Raw genomic sequence first — 19,968 nt, 5'->3', positions numbered from 1 at the left:
ATTGCACGCGGATCGCGGGTCAGCCGTGCAATACGTGTCTGCTCGCGCCTAAGAGGCCGAGCCGATTGCTTCCTGCAGGCTGCTGAATCCGCCGTCGCGCAGATGTTGGGCGATACCGTCGTGAATCCGCTTGGCGTAGAAGCCGCCCCGGTAGATGAAACCGGTATAGCCCTGCAGCAGTGAGGCCCCGGCGGTGATCCGTGCCCAGGCGTCATCGGCATCCTCGATGCCGCCGACGCTGACGAGTACCAGGCGGTCTCCCACGCGTCGATATAGCCGTCGCAGCACCTCGAGTGATCGGGTGGCCACCGGTGGCCCGGAAACGCCGCCGGCGCCAAGGCCTTCGACATCGGGCGTCTTCAAGCCGGCGCGGCTGATGGTGGTGTTGGTGGCGACGATCCCGGCGAGGCCCAGTTCGGCTGCCAGATCGGCGATCTCGTCGATATCGGCATCGGAGAGATCGGGGGCGATCTTCACGAGCACCGGTGCGGTGGTCTCCTCCAGAACCGCGGAGAGGATCTTGCGTAACTCGCCGATGGCTTGAAGGTCGCGTAGTCCAGGGGTGTTGGGGGAGCTCACGTTGACCACCAGGAAGTCGGCGGCGGGCCCGACCAACCGTGCGCTCACCCGATAGTCGGAGGACGCGAATGCGGCCTCGACGATCTTCGACTTGCCGATATTGGCGCCGACGGGCACCGTGGACTTTCGCGTCGCCAACCGGGGCGCGAGCGCCGCCGCACCGTGGTTGTTGAAACCCATCCGGTTGAGCAGGCCGCGGTCGGCCGCGAGCCGGAACAGTCGGGGCTTCGGATTGCCGGGCTGCGCGATGGCGGTCACCGTGCCCACCTCGGCATAGCCGAACCCCAGCGGGCCCCACACCTTGAGGCCCTCGCCGTCCTTGTCGAATCCGGCGGCCAACCCCAGCGGGGCGGGGAAGCGCACCCCGAACACCTCGCTGGCGAGGATGGGATCGGTCGGGGCACACAGACGATTCATGAGCCAGCGCGTCGGCGCGAAGGCAGCCGCGGCGCGCAGCGACGCGAAGACCAGGGTGTGTGCACGTTCGGGCGGCACCACAAAGAACAGCCGCAACAGGATGGCGTACAGCATCAGATCACCGGGACGGTGAAGGGCCCGCCGGCCAGTTGCCCTCGTAACTTCTTGCGGCGTAATAAGACTCGACGGCTTCCGTCGGTGTATACCCGGACTCGGGTCAGCTCCCAGCCGCCGAACTCGGCCTGAATCGAGAGTCGGAGCGACGCGGTGATCCTGGTGATTTCCGGAGGCAGCCGCAACGGGTAATAGTCGTATTCATCATCGGGTTCGTTCTCCCAGCCCGCTGGAAAGCTGCTACGTGCGGCGCGGCTCACCCGACGCTCCTGATGTCGATCGCCTGTATTCCATCGCCCGCACCGGATGCCACAAACAACGTGGATCCGTCGCTGACCAGTGAATTAGGTTGCCGCACAGTCGCGAATCTGACCCTTTCCTCGGGGATGCCGGTAGACAAATCGTAGCCAATAACGGTGTTGGACGCCGTCTGCGACACCCAGGTGAGCTTGCTCGAGTACGTCAGCCCGTACGGGGCGGCGGGCACCGGGTAGCGCTGGCGCAGGATGAGCGAATCGGCCAACCCGAACGCCAGCAGGGCGCCGCCGCGGGTATCGGCTACCAGCAGGCGGCCCTTGTCGTCGGCGAGCATCGTGGTCGCCCCCTCGCCGGCCCGAAGGGCATGCGCGGTGCCATCGCCGGCCTCGGTCAGAGTGGTCACCGAACTCTGCGCGCGATCGAGAACGGCGACCGTGTTGCCTTGGTATGCAAGGGAATCGATGTGAGCGAAGCCCTTTGCGCGGGCGGCGACCTGGTTCCGGGCGTTGAGAGTGAAGACCGTGCCGTCGGTGTTTCCCAACACGACCCGGCCGTCTGGGCGACGGGTGATGGCCGAGAACTCGGTGTTTTCGTGGCCCGAGATATCGACCTTGTTCGCGCGCCCCGAGGCGATGTCGATCGTGAGGTAGCCGCCCTTGGTAGACAGGTACACCGTGCCGCGGCCATCACCGACGGCCGCGGTCGCCGGTGAGGGGAGCGCGACGGTGTGACGTGGCGCGTCCAGGTTATCCCGCGTGAACGACGTCACTGCTCGGCCGTCATCGGTCAGAACTGACACCGCGTTGGTCGAGGTGTCGAACAACACTGCGCTGGACCGGCCGGTGAGCCGGTGCACCGTTCCGGCCGGTGCCGTCGTCACCGGCGGAGACTGTGCCGCGGCAGCCGGCGTGATGACGGCTGGGTCGGCGGGACTGCCCGTATCACTGTCCGTTGAGCAGCCAGATACGGTGCCCGAGACCACCGCGATAACGGCCGCTAGTGCGGCGACGGTGCCTCTTATACCGCGCACATCGCGGCCCGGTAAAGGATTCATCGTGTCCATCATCGCAACCGACCTGGGATTGCCCGGCAGGAGATGACTTTCTCGGCGCGTTCGGTGCTAGCAATCGGTAGCTGGGGGCTATCGTGAGAGCTATGACGCTTGCCGACAGTCCGGTCTTCACCGTCGAGGTCCTCCTGACGGGCGTGCACGCGAATGGATTTGGTGAGGTGGGCGATGGTCGTAGCTTCGCTTTCCGCATCGAGGATTCGTTGCTGCGTGTCGAGATCTACCGAGCCTTCCTCACCGAGCTGGTTCCCGATGACAGCGATGTGGTGGCCGTGGGAACCCGGCCGATCACCGATATCGACGTAACCGATGAACGCAGCATTGTTGCCGCGGTGCGCGATCTGGTCGCCGACGCGCAACCGGTGAGCACGAGCCGCCTCGCCCGGCTGCTGGCCGGCTAGGGCGATCTGCCGGCGCGTCCAGTACGGTCGCTGTCGTGGATTCGGCAGTGGCGGCAATGTCCTGGTTGCAAGTGATCGTGTTGGCGGTGGTCCAAGGGCTCACCGAATTCCTGCCGATTTCGTCATCGGGTCATCTGGCCATCGTGTCGCGGGTGTTCTTCGACGAGGATGCGGGTGCGTCCTTTACCGCGGTCTCTCAATTGGGCACCGAGGCGGCGGTTTTGCTTTACTTCGCCAAGGATATCTGGCGCATCCTCCGGGCGTGGTTCGAGGGACTGTTCGTCAAGGCGCACAGAACTTTTGATTACTGGATGGGTTGGTACGTCATTGTCGGCACCATGCCCATTGGGTTGCTGGGCCTGGCCTTTAAAGATCAAATCCGTTCGGGTGCAAGAAATCTATGGCTCATCTCGGCCTCACTCATCATCTTCGCGCTGGTCATCGCCGCCGCCGAATATTACGGTCGTCAGGTGCGCCGCACCGAACAGCTCACCATGAAGGACGCTGTGATCGTCGGCAGCGCACAGGCTTTGGCTCTTATCCCCGGTGTGTCCCGGTCGGGTGCCACGATCAGCGCCGGGCTGTTCCTCGGGCTAGACCGGCCGGCCTCCGCTCGATTCGGATTTCTATTGGCCATCCCGGCAGTGCTGGCCTCTGGGCTGTTCTCCCTGCCCGATGCCTTCCACCCCGTGACCGAGGGCATGAGCGCGACAGGTCCGCAGCTGCTGGTGGCCACCCTGATCGCGTTCGTCATCGGTTACGCGGCCGTCGCCTGGTTGCTGCGCTTCATCAGTAACCACAGCATGTACTGGTTCGTCGGGTATCGCGTGGTCCTGGGCCTGACGGTGATGGGCCTCCTGGCTGCCGGGGTGGTGAGTGCCTCATGACGGTCATCCTGTTGCGTCATGGGCGGTCTACCTCGAATGTCGCGCACACCCTCGCCGGGCGCAGCCCAGGTGTCGAGCTCGACGAGAAGGGACAGGCCCAGGCTCATGGGATCGTCGACCGCCTGGGTGCGGTGACCGTCCAGGCGATCGTCACCTCCCCGCTACTGCGGTGCGAGCAGACCGTGGCGCCGTTGGCGGCGGAGTTGAACGTGACGCCTGTCGTAGAGGATCGGCTCGCTGAGGTGGACTACGGAGAGTGGACGGGCCGCGCGATTGCCGAGTTGCTCACCGAACCCCTGTGGAAAGTCGTCCAGCAGCAGCCCAGTGCCGCACATTTCCCCGGCGGCGAGCGACTTGCCCACGTCCAGGCGCGAGCGGTCGCGGCGGTCCGCGAGCACGACCGGCGGCTATCGGAGGAGCATGGCGGTGACTGCGTCTGGGTGGCATGCACCCATGGAGATGTCATCAAGTCGGTGCTGGCCGACGCGCTCGGCACTCATCTGGATGCGTTCCAGCGCATCGTGGCCGATCCGGCATCGATGAGCGTGGTGCGCTACACGGAGCTGCGACCCTTTGTCATGCATATGAACCACACCGGCCCCGACCTGTCCAGTGCGCTGAGCGCACGGCCGCCCGAGAAGCCCGCCGGGGCGGCTTCCGACGCTCCTGTGGGCGGCACAACCGATTAGATCCCTTCGCGCGAGGGGTTCATCGACCGGTAGTTTTGGAGACACCATGCCCCGATCGATTCACGTATTCCGCAGCCCGGACCGTTTCGTCGCCGGAACGGTGGGGGAGCCGGGCAACCGTACGTTCTATCTGCAGGCCGTCCACGAGAGCCGGATCGTCAGCGTGATGCTGGAGAAGCAACAGGTGTCTGTGCTGGCCGAACGCATCGGAACCCTGCTGTCGGAGGTCCACCGCCGGTTCGGAACGGAGATCCCGCCCGAGCCTGAGGTGATCGAGGATCTCAACCCGCTGGTTATGCCCGTCGACGCCGAATTTCGGGTCGGAACCATGGGGCTGGGGTGGGATGCCGAGGCCAACTCGGTGGTTGTCGAACTGCTGGCGGTGAGCGACCAGGAATTCGATGCCTCCGTGGTGCTCGATGACTCCGAGGACGGGCCGGATGCCGTTCGGGTGTTCCTGTCCCTGGAAGCAGCGCGACAGTTCGCAACACGCTCCACCCGGGTCGTTTCCGCTGGCCGACCTCCGTGCCCGCTGTGCGATGAGCCGCTGGATCCGGCCGGACATATCTGCGTGCGCACCAACGGCTACCGCCGGGGGACGGTGCCCGGGGCGGCAGATGACGCCGAGTCCTGACGACTTGGGCCCCGGTGGTAGTCCCGAGGATCACGCCGCGATCCGTGACGGCGAGCTCACCGTCATCGGCCGCATCCGATCTGCGAGCAATGCCACCTTTCTCTGCGAGGTACAGGGCAAGTCGGGGGAGAGCGTGCATTGTGTCTACAAACCGATACGGGGCGAGCGCCCGCTCTGGGACTTCCCCGACGGCACCCTGGCCGGCCGTGAGGTGGCTACGTACCTGATCTCGGCCGAGCTGGGCTGGAATGTGGTGCCGTATACGGTATTTCGAGACGGTCCGGCGGGCGTTGGCATGGTTCAGCGGTGGATCCACGAGCCGGAGCTTGTGGAGGGTGTCCTCGATCTGGTCGACATCTGCCTGCCACAAGCTGTTCCGCAGGATTACCTGCCGATCCTGCGTGCCCTCGACGCCGACGGCGCAGAAATCGTGCTGGTTCACGCCGATAACTCCTTGCTGCGGCGGATGGCGGTGTTCGACACCTTGGTGAACAACGCCGACCGCAAGGGCGGCCACATCCTGCGGGGCGCCGACGGTGGTGTCTACGGCGTGGATCACGGGATATGCCTGCATGCCCAGGACAAGCTGCGGACCGTGCTGTGGGGATGGGCGGGCAAGCCCGTAGAACCAGGATTGCTCGATGACGTGACGCGCCTGGGGGAGGCATTGGAGAGAGATTTGGGTGCCGCACTGGCAGCCCACATCACTACGGACGAAGTGGAGGCTTTGCGTCAACGCGCTGCGATGACGCTGGATGAGCCGGTGATGCCGATGCCTGACCGCAACAGACCCATACCGTGGCCCGCGTTTTGATGGCCGATCGTCTAGCCTGGTCGCCAACGCATGATGTTCCGGGAAGGGACGGGCAAGAGGGGGCGCTGACATGACGGGACCGCACGACCCGTATCAGCAGGGACCGGCAGGGCAGTGGGGTGCACCCGAGGTGCCGACTCAGGGGCAATGGCAGGCAGCGCCGCCCACGGCTCCGTACGGGTATGCGCCGTCGGACTACCCAGACGATTCGATCGGCCGCCTCTATGACGGAGTTCCGCAGGGATACGCGGTCCCGCCGATGTATCCGGGGCTCCCGGGTCAGGACCCCTTCGGACCGCAGAAACATTCCAAGCCGTGGATCCTGATCGCATCGATCACCGGGGCGGTCGTCGTCGTGCTTGCGGTGGTGTTGGTGGTGATCCTCAACCGGGACACCGATCCGCGCCAGTCCATCAGTTCGCCCACTACCACGGTCTCCTACGCGAACCCCGAATTACCGACAGTCAGTGGCGCACCGACGTATCAGATACCGAGCGCGCAGCCTCCTCGTGCGCCAATGCCCCAGATGCCTGTTCCGCCTCCGGCGCCGACGGGCCCGCCCAAGGCCCCGGGGCAGGTGGCTGCCGTGGGCGACTGCATCGCGTTGGCCGCTCCCTCGGACTACAAGGCGGTGGCGTGTACGGACCCCAAGGCGGCATGGCGCGTGATCGAAGTGGTTCCCGGCGGCAAGTGCAGGCAGACGTACACCGGATTCACGGCCGGTGATTTCTCGTATTGCATTGCCCCGCAATTACGTGTCGGCTCCTGCTATCAGACTGCCGTGGTGATGGGAAGTACGGTGTTCGTCGCCGCGGACTCCTGCCAGGCGCCGAAGGCCTTCACCGTGTTGTTCGTGATTCCGGGGACGAAGGAGGCGGCGCAATGCAAGGGCAAGCCTGGCGTGGTTCATTCCTTCGCGTTCCCCGACCCGCCGATGGCTATCTGTACGGGCGAATTCGCTCCGTGATCGTGAAAACTGCTTCCGCATCGCTCCAAAGACCTTGTGCCCCGACGTCAAGCACCGACGCCTAGCGCGGCGGCCCGCTTTCGATGCGGGCGCGCAGTGCTCCCAGGGGATCGTCGTGCTCGGTGTGCCAGTCCGAGTCCAGATACCAGGTGTAGCCGGCCTCGTGCAGGGTTGCGATCTTCTCACGTGTGGCAGTGAGGTCGCCGAAGTCGGTCGTTGCCTCGTACACCACGTCGTAACTGCCCGTGTAGCCCGATTTGCTTCGTAATGAGTGAATTTCACGTGCGGTCTCGAGCCAGCGCTGCAGCGGCGGGCTGAAGTCGAACTGTCCGTCGGCCGTGGTGATGTTGGGCAGCAGCCCGTCACAGCGGGCGGCGCGGGACATGGACTTGCGTGAGCCACTCAGACCCACGCACCAGGTGGTGATGCGCGGCTTCTGCGTCGGTGGGGCGGGCACCATATGCGTCGTGGGCGTCACTTGGTAATGCGCGCCCTGGTAGCTGAAGGGCTGGCCCTCCCACAGCCCGAATAGGACGTCGAGTCCCTCGTCGAGTAGCTCCGCGCGAGTCTTGCGGCCCTGATCGCGCTCGAATGCCAGCCAATTGTCATGCAGCGCACCCATTCCCACCGATAAGATGACCCGGCCGCCGGAGAGTCGATCCAGCGTCGCGGTGGTGGACGCCAGATCCCACGGCTTGCGGCGCGGCAGCGGCGTGAGCATGGTGCCTAGTTTGATTCGGGTGGTGCGCATCGCCGCCGCGGTCAGCGCCACCCATGCGTCGACACCCCACACCGGCTCCCAGCCGAAGACGGCATCCCAGCCAGCCTCCTCGGCCAGCGCGGCCAGCTCCGCGACGTCGGCGGCGTCTCCCGTTGTCAGGACGATTCCATACTGGATGCCGGCGGTCATGCGTGCGAGTATGCCGACGGGGTGTGACAAATCCTGATCGGGTAATACTGACCGGGTGACTCTTTCCGATGCAGCACTTGCCGCAGAACTTGCCCACGAAGCCGGACAACTGTTGTTGCAGGTGCGTGCCGAGCTTGGGTTCGACGACGCCAAGGCGCTCGGCGCGGCCGGTGACAAGCGCGCGAACACGCTGCTGCTGGAGCGGCTTGCCGCGGAACGGCCCGCGGACGCGGTGCTCTCGGAGGAAGCCGTCGACGACAAGGTTCGCCTCGGCGCGCAGCGGGTGTGGATCATCGACCCGCTCGATGGCACCCGCGAGTTCGGGATCCAGGGCCGTGATGACTGGGCGGTGCATGTCGCGCTGTGGCAGGCGGACCCGGAGGGACAACACAGCGGGGGATCGATTACCGATGCCGCCGTCGCGCTGCCCGGATTCGGCACCGTGTTCCGCACCGACGAGACCCGGGTGACTCCTTTGCCGCGCGCCGAATCAGATCCGATCCGGGTTGTCGTGAGTGCCAGCCGGCCTCCGAAGCTGCTGACCGAGATGGCAGAACGGCACCACATCGAACTGATTCCCATGGGTTCGGCCGGGGCCAAGGCCATGGCGGTAGTACGTGGTGAGGCCGACGCTTATCTGCACGGCGGCGGCCAGTGGGAGTGGGATTCCGCGGCGCCCGCGGGTGTGGTGCTCGCGGCCGGGCTGCATGCCTCGCGCCTCGATGGAAGCCCGTTGCGGTACAACGCACCGCACCCGTACCTGCCAGACCTGATCATATGCCGCTCCGATCTGGCGCCGCTGCTCCTGGATGCGGTGGCCGAGCTCGCCTGAGCACCTCATACAGTGGTGGCATGCAGTCGTGGGCGTCGGCGCCGGTTCCTGAACTCGACGGTCGTGGTCCGCAGCTGCGGCTGTACGACACCGCCGATCGCCAGGTGCGGCCCGTCACGCCGTCGTCCGCTCCGGGATCCAGCGCAACGATGTACGTATGTGGCATAACCCCCTATGACGCTACCCATCTGGGCCACGCCGCAACGTATCTCACGTTCGACCTGATCTATCGGCAGTGGCTCGACGCGGGCCTAGACGTGCATTACGTGCAGAACGTCACCGATATCGACGACCCGCTCTTCGAACGTGCCGACCGTGACGGCATCGATTGGCGTGAGCTGGGGGATCGGGAAACCGACCTGTTCCGGGGCGATATGACGGCGCTGCGGGTGCTGCCTCCGCGGGAGTATGTGCGCGCCACCGAGTCGATTGCCTGCATCATCGAACTCGTCGAGAAGATGCTGGCCTCGGGCGCCGCGTATGTGGTGGATGACCCCGAGTATCCGGACGTGTACTTCCGTGTCGACGCCACCGAGCAGTTCGGCTACGAGTCGGGGTACGACGTCCAGACCATGTCGCGGCTATTCGCCGAACGCGGAGGTGATCCGGACCGTCCCGGCAAGGCCAACGAGCTCGACGCGCTGCTGTGGCGCGCCGCGCGACCGGGGGAGCCCAGCTGGGAGGCGTCATTCGGGCCGGGCCGGCCGGGTTGGCATGTGGAGTGCTCGGCGATCGTTTTGCGCGAGCTCGGTGCCGGTATCGACATCCAGGGCGGCGGCAGCGACCTGATCTTCCCGCACCACGAATACAGTGCCGCGCATGCCGAAGCCGTTACCGCACAACGCCGTTTCGCGCGGCATTATGTGCACGCCGGAATGATCGGTTGGGACGGGCACAAGATGTCCAAGAGTCGTGGGAATCTGGTGAAGGTTTCAGGGTTGACGGCCGATGGTGTCGACCCCGCGGCGATCAGGCTCGGGCTGTTGGCCGGTCATTACCGTGCCGATCGGTCCTGGAGTGACGCCGTGCTGTCCGATGCGCAGGGCCGGTTGGCGCGCTGGCGCCGCGCGGTGGCATTGCCCACCGCGCCGAGCGCCCGCGACGTCGTGTCCCGGGTGCGCCGCTATCTCGCCGACGATCTCGATTCACCGAAAGCTCTTGCTGCCCTGGATAACTGGGTGACAGATGCGTTGGCGTACGGTGGTCATGACGCCGACGCCGGAACCCTGGTGCGTCATGCGGTGGATGCCCTGCTGGGAGTGCGGCTGTAGCTTCGGTCCATGGGTTCAACGCCGAACAACATCGCTGGCAAGACCGTCATGATCACCGGCGGTGCCGGTGGCATCGGAGTGGAAGTCGCGCACAGGCTGCACGCCAAGGGTGCCAACCTCGTGCTCACCGATCTGGACGAGACCAAGCTTGCCGCGATTGCCGACGAGCTGGGTCGTGATCGAGTGCTGGTCGCGGTCGCCGATGTCTGCGACCTGGCTGCCATGGAGAAGGCCGTCGCTCAAGCCGCGGCGCGGTTCGGCGGGATCGATGTGGTGCTCGCGAACGCCGGCCTGCTGGCCTTCGGCTCGGTGCAGCAGATCGACCCTGGCACCTTCAAAAAATTGATCGACGTCAACGTGCTCGGGGTGTTTCATACGGTGCGCGCGGCGTTGCCCTCGGTGATTGAACGGCAGGGGTACGTGCTCATCGTGTCCTCCCTGGCCGCGTACGCTGCAGCACCGGGGGTCACGGCATACAACGCTTCCAAGGCCGCTGTCGAGCACTTCGCCAATGCGCTGCGCCTGGAGGTGGCGCACCGGGGTGTCGATGTCGGTTCGGCGCATATGTCGTGGATCGACACCTCGATGGTGAACGACCAGAAGGCCAACCTGTCGGCGTTCTCGGAGATGTTGAGCCGGCTGCCACCGCCGTTGGGCACCGTGACCTCGGTAGAAGCCTGTGGCAAGGCATTCGTGAAGGGCATCGAGCGCCGCCGTCGACGGATTAACTGCCCCGGCTGGGTAGGTGTGACGCACTGGCTTAAGCCTGTGCTGTCGACGCCGATCGGCGAGATCCCGGTGCGGGGCATGATTCCCGAGATCCTGCCGCGTATCGACGCCGAGGTAGCCGCCTTGCAGCGCGCTGCCCATCACGAGGCAGATCAGGCCTAGCGACCTGTCAAATACCCTCTACGGGTATGGGGTGTATGTATCGTAGGGTGATGGCTCCCGGCGGTGAATGCGCAGCGCGACGTGGAGGTCTCGCACTAGCCTCGCTCATGCTGCGGGCGCTGCTGAGCATCGCGGTCGTGCTGATGCCGTCGTTGACCTGCCACGCGGCGGCCGAGTACGCACGGTCCGCCTAGGGTGCGGCCCCGTCGGCCGGTTCTTACCCGAGGCGACATGCGATCACTCATGGCTTCAATATTTTCCAGATAAGGACACGATTACCGTGGCTACATCATCTGTGACTGCGCTGCGTGCTGTCGTCGGTCGCGTCGGCGGATCGGCATTGGCGGTCGGGGCTGTTGCCGTCGTATGGGCAGCTCCTGCCTACGCCGGTCCGATGCAACCAGGGCCGCAAGCACCCGGTAATGCCCAGACCGTGATCGCCGCACTGAAGGGCCGCGGTGATCAGGTCGTCATCAACCGCAGCGGCCCCAAGAAGCCGTTGTCGCAGTGCACCGCCACCTCGGTGCGAGTCGGTCGGCACATCTACCGTCAGGCGCCCCAGCGCAAGGGGCCGCCTACGCGCTCGCTGGCCTCCCACGTCATGTACGTCACTGTCCAGTGTTAGGAACTCATGCACCGCAAGCTTTTTCCATGTCGTTCGATTGCGGCGGCAACAGTCCTTGTGGCGGCACTGGTCGCCGCCACACCTGCGTGTACCACGTAGACATCTAGTGCCAATCCCTTGACTGATACCCCCTGGGGGTATTTAATCGGGGTATGAGTTCGCCCTTGGGCCACCCCGGCCATCCGTCGTCTCACCCGACTGCCGCAACATGCGCATCGGATCATCACGACCATGATCACCACGACCATGCGGGTCATGGCGGTCACGGTGACCATGTCGGGCAGTTCCGCAGGCTGTTCTGGATCATGCTGGGGCTCTCCGTGCCGGTGGTGGCGTTCAACGACATGTTCGCGATGATCATCGGCTATCAGTTGCCGACCACCGGTGGGGTCCCGTGGATCTCACCGGTTCTGGGCACTGTCATCTACTTCTGGGGCGGCAAGCCCTTCCTGACCGGTGCGGTCGCGGAGGTACGGAGTCGCAAACCGGGAATGATGCTGTTGATCGGTCTGGCGATCACGGTGGCCTTCGTCGCCTCCTGGGGCGCGAGCCTCGGTCTGATCGATCACCAGCTCAATTTCTGGTGGGAGCTGGCGCTTCTAGTGGTGATCATGCTGCTGGGGCACTGGATCGAGATGCGGTCGCTGGCGCAGACCACATCGGCGCTCGACTCCTTGGCGGCGCTGCTACCCGACAGCGCCGAACGCGTCGAGGGAGACTCGGTGGTGGCTGTCGCGCCCGCCGATCTTCGGGTGGGCGACGTCGTCGTCGTGCGCCCGGGCGGCTCGGTGCCGGCGGACGGTCGAATCACCGAGGGCAGCGCCCATCTGGACGAGTCGATGGTAACGGGGGAGTCACGCGCGGTCCGACGTCAGACCGGGGATCAGGTGGTCGCCGGTACCGTAGCCACCGATTCCGGCCTGCGCGTGGAAGTCACGGCGGTCGGTGACGACACCACACTCGCCGGAATCCAGCGTCTGGTCGCTGATGCTCAGACGTCCAGCTCGCGCGCGCAGCGGATCGCCGATACCGCCGCGGGCTGGTTGTTCTGGTTCGCGCTCGGTGCCGCGGCGTTGACGGCCGTGGCCTGGACGATTCTGGGGGAGCCCGATACCGCGGTGGTTCGCGTCATCACGGTGCTGGTGATTGCCTGTCCGCATGCATTGGGCCTGGCCATTCCGCTGGTTGTTTCCATTGCCACCGAGCGCGCCGCCCGGGGTGGGGTCTTGGTGAAAGACCGCTTGGCCCTTGAACAGATGCGCACCGTCGATGTCGTGCTGTTCGACAAGACGGGAACGCTGACCAAGGGTGCCCCCACGGTGACGGGTGTCGAGCCCGTCGCCGGCCGCGATGCCGATGCCGTGCTGGCGCTGGCGGCGGCAACCGAAGCCGACAGTGAGCACCCGCTGGCACGTGCCATCGTGGAGGCCGCTCGAAGCAGGGGACTGCGGGTCGCTGCCGCCAGTGGCTTTTCTTCCGAGCCCGCGCTGGGGGTCACCGCGGGGGTCGCGGGTGTGCAGGTCTCGGTCGGTGGGCCCGCGCTGCTGAAAAGGCATGGTGCACAAGAATTACCGATCGCCGAAGGATGGCGTACCGAGGGCGCGATCATCCTGCATGTGTTGATGGATGGGCAGGCCGCGGGCGCACTGCGGTTGGCCGATGACATCCGGGCGGAGTCCCGGGATACCGTCGAGGCGCTGCACAGACTGGGCGTATCGGTGGTGATGATCACCGGTGACGCGCATGCCGTGGCCAACACGGTGGCGGCCGAGCTCGGTGTGGACCGGGTGTTCGCCGAGGTGCGGCCCGAGGCCAAGGCGTCTGCGGTGGCGCAGTTGCAGGCGGAGGGGCACACCGTGGCGATGGTGGGTGACGGAGTCAACGACGCTCCTGCGCTGGCGCAAGCCGATGTGGGTATCGCGATCGGTGCGGGAACCGATGTCGCGATCGCTTCCGCCGGTGTCATTCTGGGCAGCTCGGATCCGCGATCGGTGCTGTCGGTCATCGAGTTATCGCGGGCCAGTTACCGCAAGATGAAGCAAAATCTTTGGTGGGCAGCCGGATACAACCTGATCTCAGTTCCGTTGGCGGCCGGCGTGCTCGCCCCGATCGGGTTCGTGCTCCCGATGAGTGTGGGGGCACTCCTGATGTCGGCATCCACCGTGGTGGTCGCGCTCAACGCGCAACTGCTGCGCCGCTTGGATCTTCGGCCGGAGCAATCCGTACGGCGAATCCTCGGTAGGTGAGTGTCAGCGGCTGATGGGACGGTTCAGCGCCGCTGCCGCGTCGACGATGGCCGGGTGGTCGAGGTCCAGGAGTTCGACCCGCTCCAGTTTCGGGCGGTGCCAGCTCGCCAGCACCGGCCACGACGGACGGTGGTATGACCACCATCTGACGGCCTGCCACCGCTGATCCCCGCCGTCGGCCATGGTCTCCGACCAGATCTGATGTCCCCACGCCTGAGTGACGGCGAGATTCCGCGCTACCACCTGCGTAGGGCGAAGTCTGAGCCTGACAAGCTCTTTCGCATCATCGAGGTCACATACCCGTAAGTTGTCGGGAAGGCTGAAGACTCCAAGCGCCCTGCGCGTACCCAGCAAGGGGAACTCCAGTATCGAGTCGTCCCAGATCTGTAGATCCCCGAACACCTCTCCGCATGCCACCTCGGGCCGCGTTCCCAGGTACCAGACGTAGTAGTCGGGATGGTCGATTCGGCCACCGCGTTGCGGTCGGTGCTGATACAGCGGGTGTCCTGGTTGCCCCGTCTTCGCGCTCGCAAGGTACGGGAAGATCCGGTAGACCAGCATCTACGAAAAGGACCCCGCGGTAACCGCGTCCAGCGCATCGAGGACCCGGCCCGGCCCCTCGCTCAGCAGTACATCCAGCGGGCGGGCGCCCCCAAGGTAGCTGTTCGCGCTTTCCAGCCACGTTGTCGCGGCGGGGTCACCCCACACCAGACGTGCCCGCGACACAACATGCTCCAGGTCGATGATGAGGGGGGCGGTGCGGCCACCGGGGCGTTCCTCACCGGAGATCCACCGTGACGGTTGCGACCGGTTCACCCCGATAATCCGCGCCAACTGCGCGGCCCCGCCAACGGCCTCGACCAGGTAGGACACCCGCAACGGAGCAAGCGGATCGTCGGCCGGCCGCGTGGCGACCGCCAGGCTGCCGACCACCACACGTTGGGGAGTGCTCACCGCGCGAATCGACGTAGACCCGCGCTTTTTCGCAGGCCCGGAAGTCACTACCGCCTTGCTGGTGGTGCCGCGCCGTGTCGCTGCCATGCCCTGAGCATACCCAACAAGTTTGTTGGGTATGTGGTCAGCGTGTCTGAGCCGACAGCACCTCGATGATGTGATCCACGGAGGCACCGCCGAGTAGATCCTGTACCGGCAGCTCGAAGTCGAGTTCAGCATGCACGCGCCGTCGAAATTCCAGTGCCTGCAATGAATCCAGGCCCATCGCCACCATGGGCATGGCGGTGTTGATGGAGTCGGCGTGGTCGGCGCCGATGACCTCGGCGAGTAACTGCACCAGATGTCCGGAGCGGTTCTCGGGCGCCACCGCCGCGGGCCGAATGTTCTGCGTGGGCGCTGCCGGCCTGCCGTTGTCCACAAGCTCGGAGAGCAACGGCCCGTACCCGAACACACCCAGTACCTCGCGTGCCTGTGTGAGATCGAAGGCTCCGACCAGGGTGTTGCCGGTGTGTCGTCCCATACCGGTAGCAAGAGCATCGGCAGGCCGCATCGGATGGACCCCCGCGGCGGCCAGTTTCGCGATACCCGTGTCATCGAGATCGAGGTGCACCGTCCACTGGCCCCATTGCACGGATACGCAATCCAGTCCGGCGGAACGCTGACGGGCCGCGAGCACGTCCAGCATCCGGTTGCCCGCCGCATACATCAGCTGGCCCTTGCCGCCGATCGTCGCCGCCAGCGATGAGCACAACATGACGCGACAGGAATCGGTGCGGGGCAGGGTGTCGAGGACATTCGTGATGCCCGCCACCTTGGCCCGTAACGCCTGGTGGAACTTTTCGGAGGTGACCTCGGCGAGCGGGATATCCGAATAGTTCACTGCGGCATGGATGATGAGCTCCGCGGGTGATTCGCGCAGCTCATCGGCGAGCTCGGCGACGGCGGACGCATTGGTCACATCGCAGGAGAGCACACGAACCACGGCACCGGTGCTGCGCCGGATGGCCTCGAGCCGTCCGGCCACTGCGGCAGTCTCGCCGGAACGACTGATCAGGGTGATGTGCCGGGTGCCCAGCCGGGCGTAGTGCTCGCAGAACTCCTGACCGAGTTTTCCGGTGCCTCCGGTGATCACGACGTGATCGGGTACCGCAGTGGCGGTTTCGCTGTCGGCGTCGCGACCGGCATCCAGGATGCGCTTGGCGTACATGCCGTCTGCCCGGAGTGCCAACTCCGATTCTCCGGCCGATTGCAGGGCGGCCAAGATGACGCTGGCACTGTCCGGGTGGGCGATATCGGGCGTGAGGTCCAGATGCCGGAAGGCAATTCCCGGATGCTCGGCACCCATGCAGCGGAATCCGGCGGCGATCGCGGCGTGCACCGGATCTGATGACGTATCTGCGCTAGTGACCTCTTCGCCGCCGACCGTGACAATCCAGCATCCGGTCACCGAGCTCGACAACTCTGGCCACCAGGTGCGGTCGCCGAAGAACTGTGCCACCGCGTCGACGGCCCCGGGATCATCCAGTTGTCCCGCAGCCGGAAGCACGATCACCACGGTGTCGGCGTCGCCGGTACCGGATACGCTTGCGTCGCTAATGATGTGGGCCGATGAACCGAAGTCCGATGCACCCTCGCGGAGTGCCTCGATGAGCGCCCCGGCCTCGCCGGTGGCGTCGATGAACCCGTAGGACCTTGGCGGCATCATCGAGCGCCGGGTCACCTTGGTCCAGGCTTCGCGCAGTAGCCGCGGGTGTGCCGGAGAGTCGACAGGGTCCGCTGGGCGATCGGCCGTTGTCGTGGCAGCTTGTTCGGGCGGTGCTGACGTGCCGCTGTCCGGCGAGCGATAGGACAGCCAGAGCGGCACGTTGTTGTTCTGAACATTCGGAAAGTCGCGCAGGGGAAGTGAAATCTGCTCGGGCGCCTCGGTGCGCAGCGCGTCCCAGTTGTAATGGAGATCGTGGACGGCGAGATTCGCGAGGTTGGTGGTGAACTCGGTCAGATCCGTTGCGGTCCGGGTGGAGGTGCCCGCTACGCAGGCGGTGCGCTCGGAGCCTAGGGCCGCGAGGTTCTCGCGGATCGCCAGCTGCAGCGTGGGGTGTTCGGCCAACTCCACGAAGGTGTCGATCTGAGCCGTCACCGCGGTCGCGATGGCACGATCGAAGCGGACGACATTGCGCAGGTTCCAGAACCAGTACTGATCGACCGGTACCTCAGAGGTAATGGGTGAGCCGAGGGTCGCTCCGATGCAATCGATTTCGGAGGCCGCGAACTCGGTGGCGCCAAGGCGCTCGATCAGTGCCTTGCGAATTTCGGCGCCGACCGAGGCGATCATGCTGGTATGCGCCGGGTATCGAACCGGGATGACGCGTGCGAAGACCCCGTCTTCGGTGAGACGGTCGACAATCTCGTGAACGGTTGTGTGTCCGCCGGAGACCCCCACCATCGAGGGTGAGTTGATCACCGAAAGTTCAGCCCAGCCCGATTGCCGGGCGAGGAGATCCTCGCAGGTGTCGCGATCGGCAGCGATCACCGCCATCGTGTAGTCGTCTGCCGGGAACTCATCCGCGATCCGGGCCCGGGTGCCCACCACGGTGACCGCGTCGGAAAGAGGCGTGACACCCGCGACATACGCCGCGGCGATCTCGCCCTGGCTATGCCCGATAGTGGCGTTCGGGGTGACGCCCACGGAACGCCACAGCGCGGCCAGGCCCGCCATCTGAGTGAACAGGGCGGGCTGGACAACATTCGCGCTGTCGTCGGCGGGAAGGTGTTCATCGAGAAGATAATTCAGCGGCGAATGGCCGAACTGCGCGGCGAACAGTTCTGCGCAGCGGTCGACCTCGGCGCGAAAATCGGGAAACCGGTCATAGAAGAGCCGCCCCATGCCCGGGCGCTGTCCGCCCTGCCCGGGGAACACGAATCCCCAGCGGCGTGAGCTCGCGGGTTCGGCATTGCGGACCACGTGGGCGTGGTTCGCACCAGTTACGACGGCCCGCAGAGCGGCTACCAGTTGGTCGTGGTCTTCCACAGTGATCAGCGCGCGGTACCGGCGCGCGGTGCGGGTCCGGAAGATCATGCCCGCGATGCGATTCGGGGCGATTCTCGGGTGGTCAAGCACATACGTGAGGAGTGCGGCGGCCTCCCGGCGCAGTAGCTCTGGGGTGTCCGCCGAGAGTAGGACAGGGATGGTTCCGTTGGGTAAGCGGTGGCTAGACATCGTCGCCGTCCTCTCCGACTGCGTCGCTGGCGGGCATCGCGATGATGGCGTGCGCGTTGGAGCCCCCGGCTCCGAAGGAGGAGACGGCGCCGTACCGGATGCCATTCTTCGGCTCCCAAGGGTGCAGCTTCGTGGCTAGGCGGATCCCGGTCATCGACCAGTCGACCTTGGTGGTGGGGTTGTCCGCGAACAGGGTCGGCGGAATGTACCCGTGCTGACCGGACAGCAGCAGTTTGGTCAACCCCACCATTCCCGCAGCGGCCTGCGCGTGCCCCGCGTTCGATTTGGAAGAACCCAGCAGTGCCTGCGAGCCGGCGGCGCCATACGTGCTCTGCAGCGCCATGATCTCCAGTGGATCGCCGGCGCGGGTGCCGGTACCGTGTCCTTCGAGCATCCCTACGTCGGCCGCATCGACACCGGAGGCGGCAATGGTCGCGGCGACTAGCTTTGCCTGTGCGCGCCCGCGTGGCACCAAGATCGGTTTACCCCCGCCGTTGTGGTTGGTGCGGATGGCCATGATACGTCCGTATACCCGGTGTCCCAGGGCACGTGCGCGCGATTCACGTTCCAGGACAACCATTCCGGCCGCCTCGCCCCACAGGGTGCCGTTGGCCTCATCGGAATACGAGCGGCAGTGCCCGTCGGGGTCGAGTGCGTGCACTCGGGAGAATTCGTAGAAGGCGCCCGGGGAACCCAGTACGCAAACAGCACCCGCCAGCGCCCAGTCGCATTCGTCGGCCCGTATCGCGCTGGCGGCCAGGTGCACTGCCGACAAGGAAGATGCGCACGCGGAGTCGAGACACATGGAGGGGCCGACGAGTCCCAGTTGGTGTGAGATTCGCCCGGCGATACCCAGTTGGCCTGTGCCAACAATCCGATGCCCGCTATGTGCGTGGACCTGGGCGACTCGGGGCCCGTATTCGGTGTACGAGGCACCCACAAAACATGCGGCTTCGGAACCGTCTAGAGCGCCGGGGTTGATGCCTGCGTGTTCCAACGCTTTCCACGCTAGCCGCATCCCCACCCGCTGTTGTGGGTCCATGGCTATGGCTTCGCGCTGGGTGATTCCGTAGAAAGAGGGATCGAAAACAGTTGCATCGGTGAGGAATCCGCCAGCATCGGATACGCGGCCCCAACCCTCGAGATTGGAAAGTGACAGTAGTTCATCGATAGGCCACTCGCGATCGCGCGGAAAGGGACCGATGAGCTCACGGCCGTCGGCCAATGCGTTCCAGAACGCTGCCGGGGTATCGACTCCGCCGGGGGCTTCGATCGCCATCCCGGAGATGACAACGGGATCGGCGTCGGCGGCGCTCATCGCTGCGGCGAGGTCGCGCGGACGGCGTTCACGGCCAGCAGCTCAGCCAGAGCCGCGGTCTGGGTGTTCAGGAAGAAATGTCCGCCGTCGAACAAGGTCACGTCGAGTTCGTTGGTGTGTGTGCCCCAGCCGTACAGGTCGCGCATGGTGATCATGGGGTCTTGATCCCCACCGATCGAGTGGATACGTGCCGCAACCTTGACGTCCTCGGTGCATGCGTACGCGTTGAAGGCCATGTAGTCGCCCTTCATGACCGGTAGCGCCATCCGCATGACGTCGAGATTGCCCATGACGGTGGAATTCGTACCGTCGAGGGCGCCCATGTGTGCCAGTACCGCGTCATCATCGGTTGGCAGGTCGGGCTTGTCGGCAATATTGGCCGGCGCCACCGCCGAGGAGACGGTCAGTTGACGCACGTCCAGTCCGGCGGCCTCTGCGAGTCGGACGAACTCAAACGAGACCACGGCGCCCATGCTGTGGCCGAACGTATGGATCGGAAGGCCGCGATGGTGTTCCGATGACTGGAACTCGGCGAATGCTCCCGAAGCGATATCAGGAAGCGTCGGCAGGGTCGGCTCGCCGGCGCGATCTTGGCGCCCGGGGTACTGAAATATCACGACATTGAAGTTTGCCGAAGTGGCCTTGGAAAGCGTGCGGTATGCCGAAGCGCCAGCGCCTGCATGAGGAAAGATCAGCAGTAATGGTGCGTCGGGTGACTCCGGCTTATGGAACTGCCTGATCCATCCGAGTTTGCGATCCACGTCGAGCTTCCTTCCGCCTGCAGATAGTTAGATTAGCCTAACGTAACCCGACGCTGATTGGCCGGTTCGCGTTCCCGGGTGGCGTGATGCATGGCACCGAAGGGGAGTCACCCG

At 65.3% G+C, this 19,968-nt stretch carries 21 protein-coding genes; 12 read left to right on the top strand and 9 right to left on the bottom strand.

Features of this window, described 5'->3' with window-relative positions; genetic code table 11:
- Nucleotides 1-48 precede the first annotated feature (48 nt).
- Genes AC5Y5C_RS21815 through AC5Y5C_RS21805 form a run of 3 tightly spaced genes read right to left on the bottom strand, consistent with a single transcriptional unit; the run spans nucleotide 49 to nucleotide 2,434 of the window.
- The gene (locus AC5Y5C_RS21815; RefSeq protein WP_499976407.1) at nucleotides 49-1,110 is read right to left on the bottom strand and encodes a quinone-dependent dihydroorotate dehydrogenase; all 1,062 of its coding nucleotides are present in this window, start codon (nucleotides 1,108-1,110) and stop codon (nucleotides 49-51) included.
- Nucleotides 1,110-1,370 (bottom strand): DUF5703 family protein, encoded by a 261-nt coding sequence (locus AC5Y5C_RS21810; protein ID WP_499976405.1) that lies wholly within the window; start codon nucleotides 1,368-1,370, stop codon nucleotides 1,110-1,112. Before AC5Y5C_RS21810 ends, AC5Y5C_RS21815 begins: the two co-directional genes overlap by 1 nt.
- A complete protein-coding gene (locus AC5Y5C_RS21805) occupies nucleotides 1,367-2,434 on the bottom strand; it encodes a YncE family protein (protein ID WP_499976403.1) in 1,068 nt (355 codons plus the stop codon). The genes AC5Y5C_RS21810 and AC5Y5C_RS21805 overlap by 4 nt, the downstream gene beginning before the upstream one ends.
- 89 nt (nucleotides 2,435-2,523) lie before the next feature.
- Here AC5Y5C_RS21805 and AC5Y5C_RS21800 point away from each other — a divergent pair, with 89 nt between their 5' ends.
- The 6 genes from AC5Y5C_RS21800 (at nucleotide 2,524) to AC5Y5C_RS21775 (ending at nucleotide 6,829) form a co-directional block, all read left to right on the top strand.
- Complete coding sequence (locus AC5Y5C_RS21800; RefSeq protein WP_499976402.1) at nucleotides 2,524-2,838, top strand: hypothetical protein; 315 nt, start codon at nucleotides 2,524-2,526, stop codon at nucleotides 2,836-2,838.
- Between the two features lie 56 nt (nucleotides 2,839-2,894).
- Nucleotides 2,895-3,725 carry an undecaprenyl-diphosphate phosphatase gene (locus AC5Y5C_RS21795; RefSeq protein WP_499976764.1) on the top strand — a complete coding sequence of 277 codons (831 nt, stop codon included), beginning with the start codon at nucleotides 2,895-2,897 and terminating at the stop codon, nucleotides 3,723-3,725.
- Nucleotides 3,722-4,414, top strand: a complete 693-nt coding sequence (locus AC5Y5C_RS21790; RefSeq protein ID WP_499976401.1) for a histidine phosphatase family protein — start codon at nucleotides 3,722-3,724, stop codon at nucleotides 4,412-4,414. The genes AC5Y5C_RS21795 and AC5Y5C_RS21790 overlap by 4 nt, the downstream gene beginning before the upstream one ends.
- Nucleotides 4,415-4,460: 46 nt before the next feature.
- Nucleotides 4,461-5,048, top strand: coding sequence for a DUF3090 domain-containing protein (locus AC5Y5C_RS21785; protein WP_499976399.1), 588 nt, complete (start codon nucleotides 4,461-4,463; stop codon nucleotides 5,046-5,048).
- Entirely contained in the window at nucleotides 5,032-5,862 is an 831-nt protein-coding gene (locus AC5Y5C_RS21780) for an SCO1664 family protein (RefSeq protein WP_499976398.1), read from the top strand. The genes AC5Y5C_RS21785 and AC5Y5C_RS21780 overlap by 17 nt, the downstream gene beginning before the upstream one ends.
- 70 nt (nucleotides 5,863-5,932) lie before the next feature.
- Complete coding sequence (locus tag AC5Y5C_RS21775) at nucleotides 5,933-6,829, top strand: LppU/SCO3897 family protein (RefSeq protein ID WP_499976396.1); 897 nt, start codon at nucleotides 5,933-5,935, stop codon at nucleotides 6,827-6,829.
- A 61-nt stretch (nucleotides 6,830-6,890) separates the two neighbouring features.
- Here AC5Y5C_RS21775 and AC5Y5C_RS21770 read toward each other — a convergent pair whose 3' ends face one another.
- Complete coding sequence (locus AC5Y5C_RS21770; RefSeq protein ID WP_499976394.1) at nucleotides 6,891-7,739, bottom strand: LLM class flavin-dependent oxidoreductase; 849 nt, start codon at nucleotides 7,737-7,739, stop codon at nucleotides 6,891-6,893.
- 55 nt (nucleotides 7,740-7,794) lie between these two features.
- Between AC5Y5C_RS21770 and AC5Y5C_RS21765 the strand changes: the two genes are divergently transcribed.
- The 6 genes from AC5Y5C_RS21765 to AC5Y5C_RS21740 all read left to right on the top strand — a co-directional run bounded on the left by AC5Y5C_RS21765 (nucleotide 7,795) and on the right by AC5Y5C_RS21740 (nucleotide 13,604).
- On the top strand, nucleotides 7,795-8,571 hold the full coding sequence (locus AC5Y5C_RS21765) for a 3'(2'),5'-bisphosphate nucleotidase CysQ (protein WP_499976392.1): 777 nt from the start codon (nucleotides 7,795-7,797) through the stop codon (nucleotides 8,569-8,571).
- Nucleotides 8,572-8,591: 20 nt separating this feature from the next.
- Nucleotides 8,592-9,842, top strand: a complete 1,251-nt coding sequence (gene mshC / locus AC5Y5C_RS21760) for a cysteine--1-D-myo-inosityl 2-amino-2-deoxy-alpha-D-glucopyranoside ligase (protein WP_499976390.1) — start codon at nucleotides 8,592-8,594, stop codon at nucleotides 9,840-9,842.
- Nucleotides 9,843-9,851: 9 nt separating this feature from the next.
- Nucleotides 9,852-10,733, top strand: coding sequence for an SDR family oxidoreductase (locus tag AC5Y5C_RS21755; RefSeq protein ID WP_499976388.1), 882 nt, complete (start codon nucleotides 9,852-9,854; stop codon nucleotides 10,731-10,733).
- A 50-nt stretch (nucleotides 10,734-10,783) separates the two neighbouring features.
- On the top strand, nucleotides 10,784-10,927 hold the full coding sequence (locus AC5Y5C_RS21750) for a hypothetical protein (protein ID WP_499976386.1): 144 nt from the start codon (nucleotides 10,784-10,786) through the stop codon (nucleotides 10,925-10,927).
- 110 nt (nucleotides 10,928-11,037) lie between these two features.
- Nucleotides 11,038-11,358, top strand: coding sequence for a hypothetical protein (locus AC5Y5C_RS21745; RefSeq protein WP_499976762.1), 321 nt, complete (start codon nucleotides 11,038-11,040; stop codon nucleotides 11,356-11,358).
- Nucleotides 11,359-11,663: 305 nt separating this feature from the next.
- The gene (locus AC5Y5C_RS21740; RefSeq protein ID WP_499976760.1) at nucleotides 11,664-13,604 is read left to right on the top strand and encodes a heavy metal translocating P-type ATPase; all 1,941 of its coding nucleotides are present in this window, start codon (nucleotides 11,664-11,666) and stop codon (nucleotides 13,602-13,604) included.
- A gap of 3 nt (nucleotides 13,605-13,607) precedes the next feature.
- Here AC5Y5C_RS21740 and AC5Y5C_RS21735 read toward each other — a convergent pair whose 3' ends face one another.
- Genes AC5Y5C_RS21735 through AC5Y5C_RS21715 form a run of 5 tightly spaced genes read right to left on the bottom strand, consistent with a single transcriptional unit; the run spans nucleotide 13,608 to nucleotide 19,854 of the window.
- Nucleotides 13,608-14,165: an RES family NAD+ phosphorylase gene (locus AC5Y5C_RS21735; protein ID WP_499976385.1), complete on the bottom strand. Its 558-nt coding sequence runs from the start codon at nucleotides 14,163-14,165 to the stop codon at nucleotides 13,608-13,610.
- Nucleotides 14,166-14,645 carry an antitoxin Xre/MbcA/ParS toxin-binding domain-containing protein gene (locus AC5Y5C_RS21730; RefSeq protein ID WP_499976383.1) on the bottom strand — a complete coding sequence of 160 codons (480 nt, stop codon included), beginning with the start codon at nucleotides 14,643-14,645 and terminating at the stop codon, nucleotides 14,166-14,168. It abuts the gene before it with no gap.
- Between the two features lie 37 nt (nucleotides 14,646-14,682).
- On the bottom strand, nucleotides 14,683-17,775 hold the full coding sequence (gene nbtC / locus AC5Y5C_RS21725) for a nocobactin polyketide synthase NbtC (RefSeq protein WP_499976382.1): 3,093 nt from the start codon (nucleotides 17,773-17,775) through the stop codon (nucleotides 14,683-14,685).
- Nucleotides 17,768-19,093 carry a beta-ketoacyl [acyl carrier protein] synthase domain-containing protein gene (locus AC5Y5C_RS21720; protein ID WP_499976380.1) on the bottom strand — a complete coding sequence of 442 codons (1,326 nt, stop codon included), beginning with the start codon at nucleotides 19,091-19,093 and terminating at the stop codon, nucleotides 17,768-17,770. The genes nbtC and AC5Y5C_RS21720 overlap by 8 nt, the downstream gene beginning before the upstream one ends.
- Nucleotides 19,090-19,854: a thioesterase II family protein gene (locus AC5Y5C_RS21715; protein ID WP_499976379.1), complete on the bottom strand. Its 765-nt coding sequence runs from the start codon at nucleotides 19,852-19,854 to the stop codon at nucleotides 19,090-19,092. Before AC5Y5C_RS21715 ends, AC5Y5C_RS21720 begins: the two co-directional genes overlap by 4 nt.
- Between the last annotated feature and the right edge of the window lie 114 nt (nucleotides 19,855-19,968).

The sequence above is a fragment of the Mycobacterium sp. NGS15 genome (assembly GCF_059813245.1).
This window is presented reverse-complemented; position numbering and strand designations above follow the sequence as displayed.

What these genes read in the sequence shown, in the direction of transcription:
- AC5Y5C_RS21720 (WP_499976380.1), bottom strand. Translation starts at nt 19,093, where the DNA reads ATGAGCGCCGCCGACGCCGATCCCGTTGTCATCTCCGGGATGGCGATC.
- AC5Y5C_RS21815 (WP_499976407.1), bottom strand. Translation starts at nt 1,110, where the DNA reads ATGCTGTACGCCATCCTGTTGCGGCTGTTCTTTGTGGTGCCGCCCGAA.
- AC5Y5C_RS21755 (WP_499976388.1), top strand. Translation starts at nt 9,852, where the DNA reads ATGGGTTCAACGCCGAACAACATCGCTGGCAAGACCGTCATGATCACC.
- AC5Y5C_RS21775 (WP_499976396.1), top strand. Translation starts at nt 5,933, where the DNA reads ATGACGGGACCGCACGACCCGTATCAGCAGGGACCGGCAGGGCAGTGG.
- AC5Y5C_RS21785 (WP_499976399.1), top strand. Translation starts at nt 4,461, where the DNA reads ATGCCCCGATCGATTCACGTATTCCGCAGCCCGGACCGTTTCGTCGCC.
- AC5Y5C_RS21770 (WP_499976394.1), bottom strand. Translation starts at nt 7,739, where the DNA reads ATGACCGCCGGCATCCAGTATGGAATCGTCCTGACAACGGGAGACGCC.
- mshC (WP_499976390.1), top strand. Translation starts at nt 8,592, where the DNA reads ATGCAGTCGTGGGCGTCGGCGCCGGTTCCTGAACTCGACGGTCGTGGT.
- nbtC (WP_499976382.1), bottom strand. Translation starts at nt 17,775, where the DNA reads ATGTCTAGCCACCGCTTACCCAACGGAACCATCCCTGTCCTACTCTCG.
- AC5Y5C_RS21795 (WP_499976764.1), top strand. Translation starts at nt 2,895, where the DNA reads ATGTCCTGGTTGCAAGTGATCGTGTTGGCGGTGGTCCAAGGGCTCACC.
- AC5Y5C_RS21780 (WP_499976398.1), top strand. Translation starts at nt 5,032, where the DNA reads ATGACGCCGAGTCCTGACGACTTGGGCCCCGGTGGTAGTCCCGAGGAT.
- AC5Y5C_RS21740 (WP_499976760.1), top strand. Translation starts at nt 11,664, where the DNA reads ATGCTGGGGCTCTCCGTGCCGGTGGTGGCGTTCAACGACATGTTCGCG.
- AC5Y5C_RS21735 (WP_499976385.1), bottom strand. Translation starts at nt 14,165, where the DNA reads ATGCTGGTCTACCGGATCTTCCCGTACCTTGCGAGCGCGAAGACGGGG.
- AC5Y5C_RS21800 (WP_499976402.1), top strand. Translation starts at nt 2,524, where the DNA reads ATGACGCTTGCCGACAGTCCGGTCTTCACCGTCGAGGTCCTCCTGACG.
- AC5Y5C_RS21790 (WP_499976401.1), top strand. Translation starts at nt 3,722, where the DNA reads ATGACGGTCATCCTGTTGCGTCATGGGCGGTCTACCTCGAATGTCGCG.
- AC5Y5C_RS21805 (WP_499976403.1), bottom strand. Translation starts at nt 2,434, where the DNA reads ATGATGGACACGATGAATCCTTTACCGGGCCGCGATGTGCGCGGTATA.
- AC5Y5C_RS21750 (WP_499976386.1), top strand. Translation starts at nt 10,784, where the DNA reads ATGGCTCCCGGCGGTGAATGCGCAGCGCGACGTGGAGGTCTCGCACTA.
- AC5Y5C_RS21730 (WP_499976383.1), bottom strand. Translation starts at nt 14,645, where the DNA reads ATGGCAGCGACACGGCGCGGCACCACCAGCAAGGCGGTAGTGACTTCC.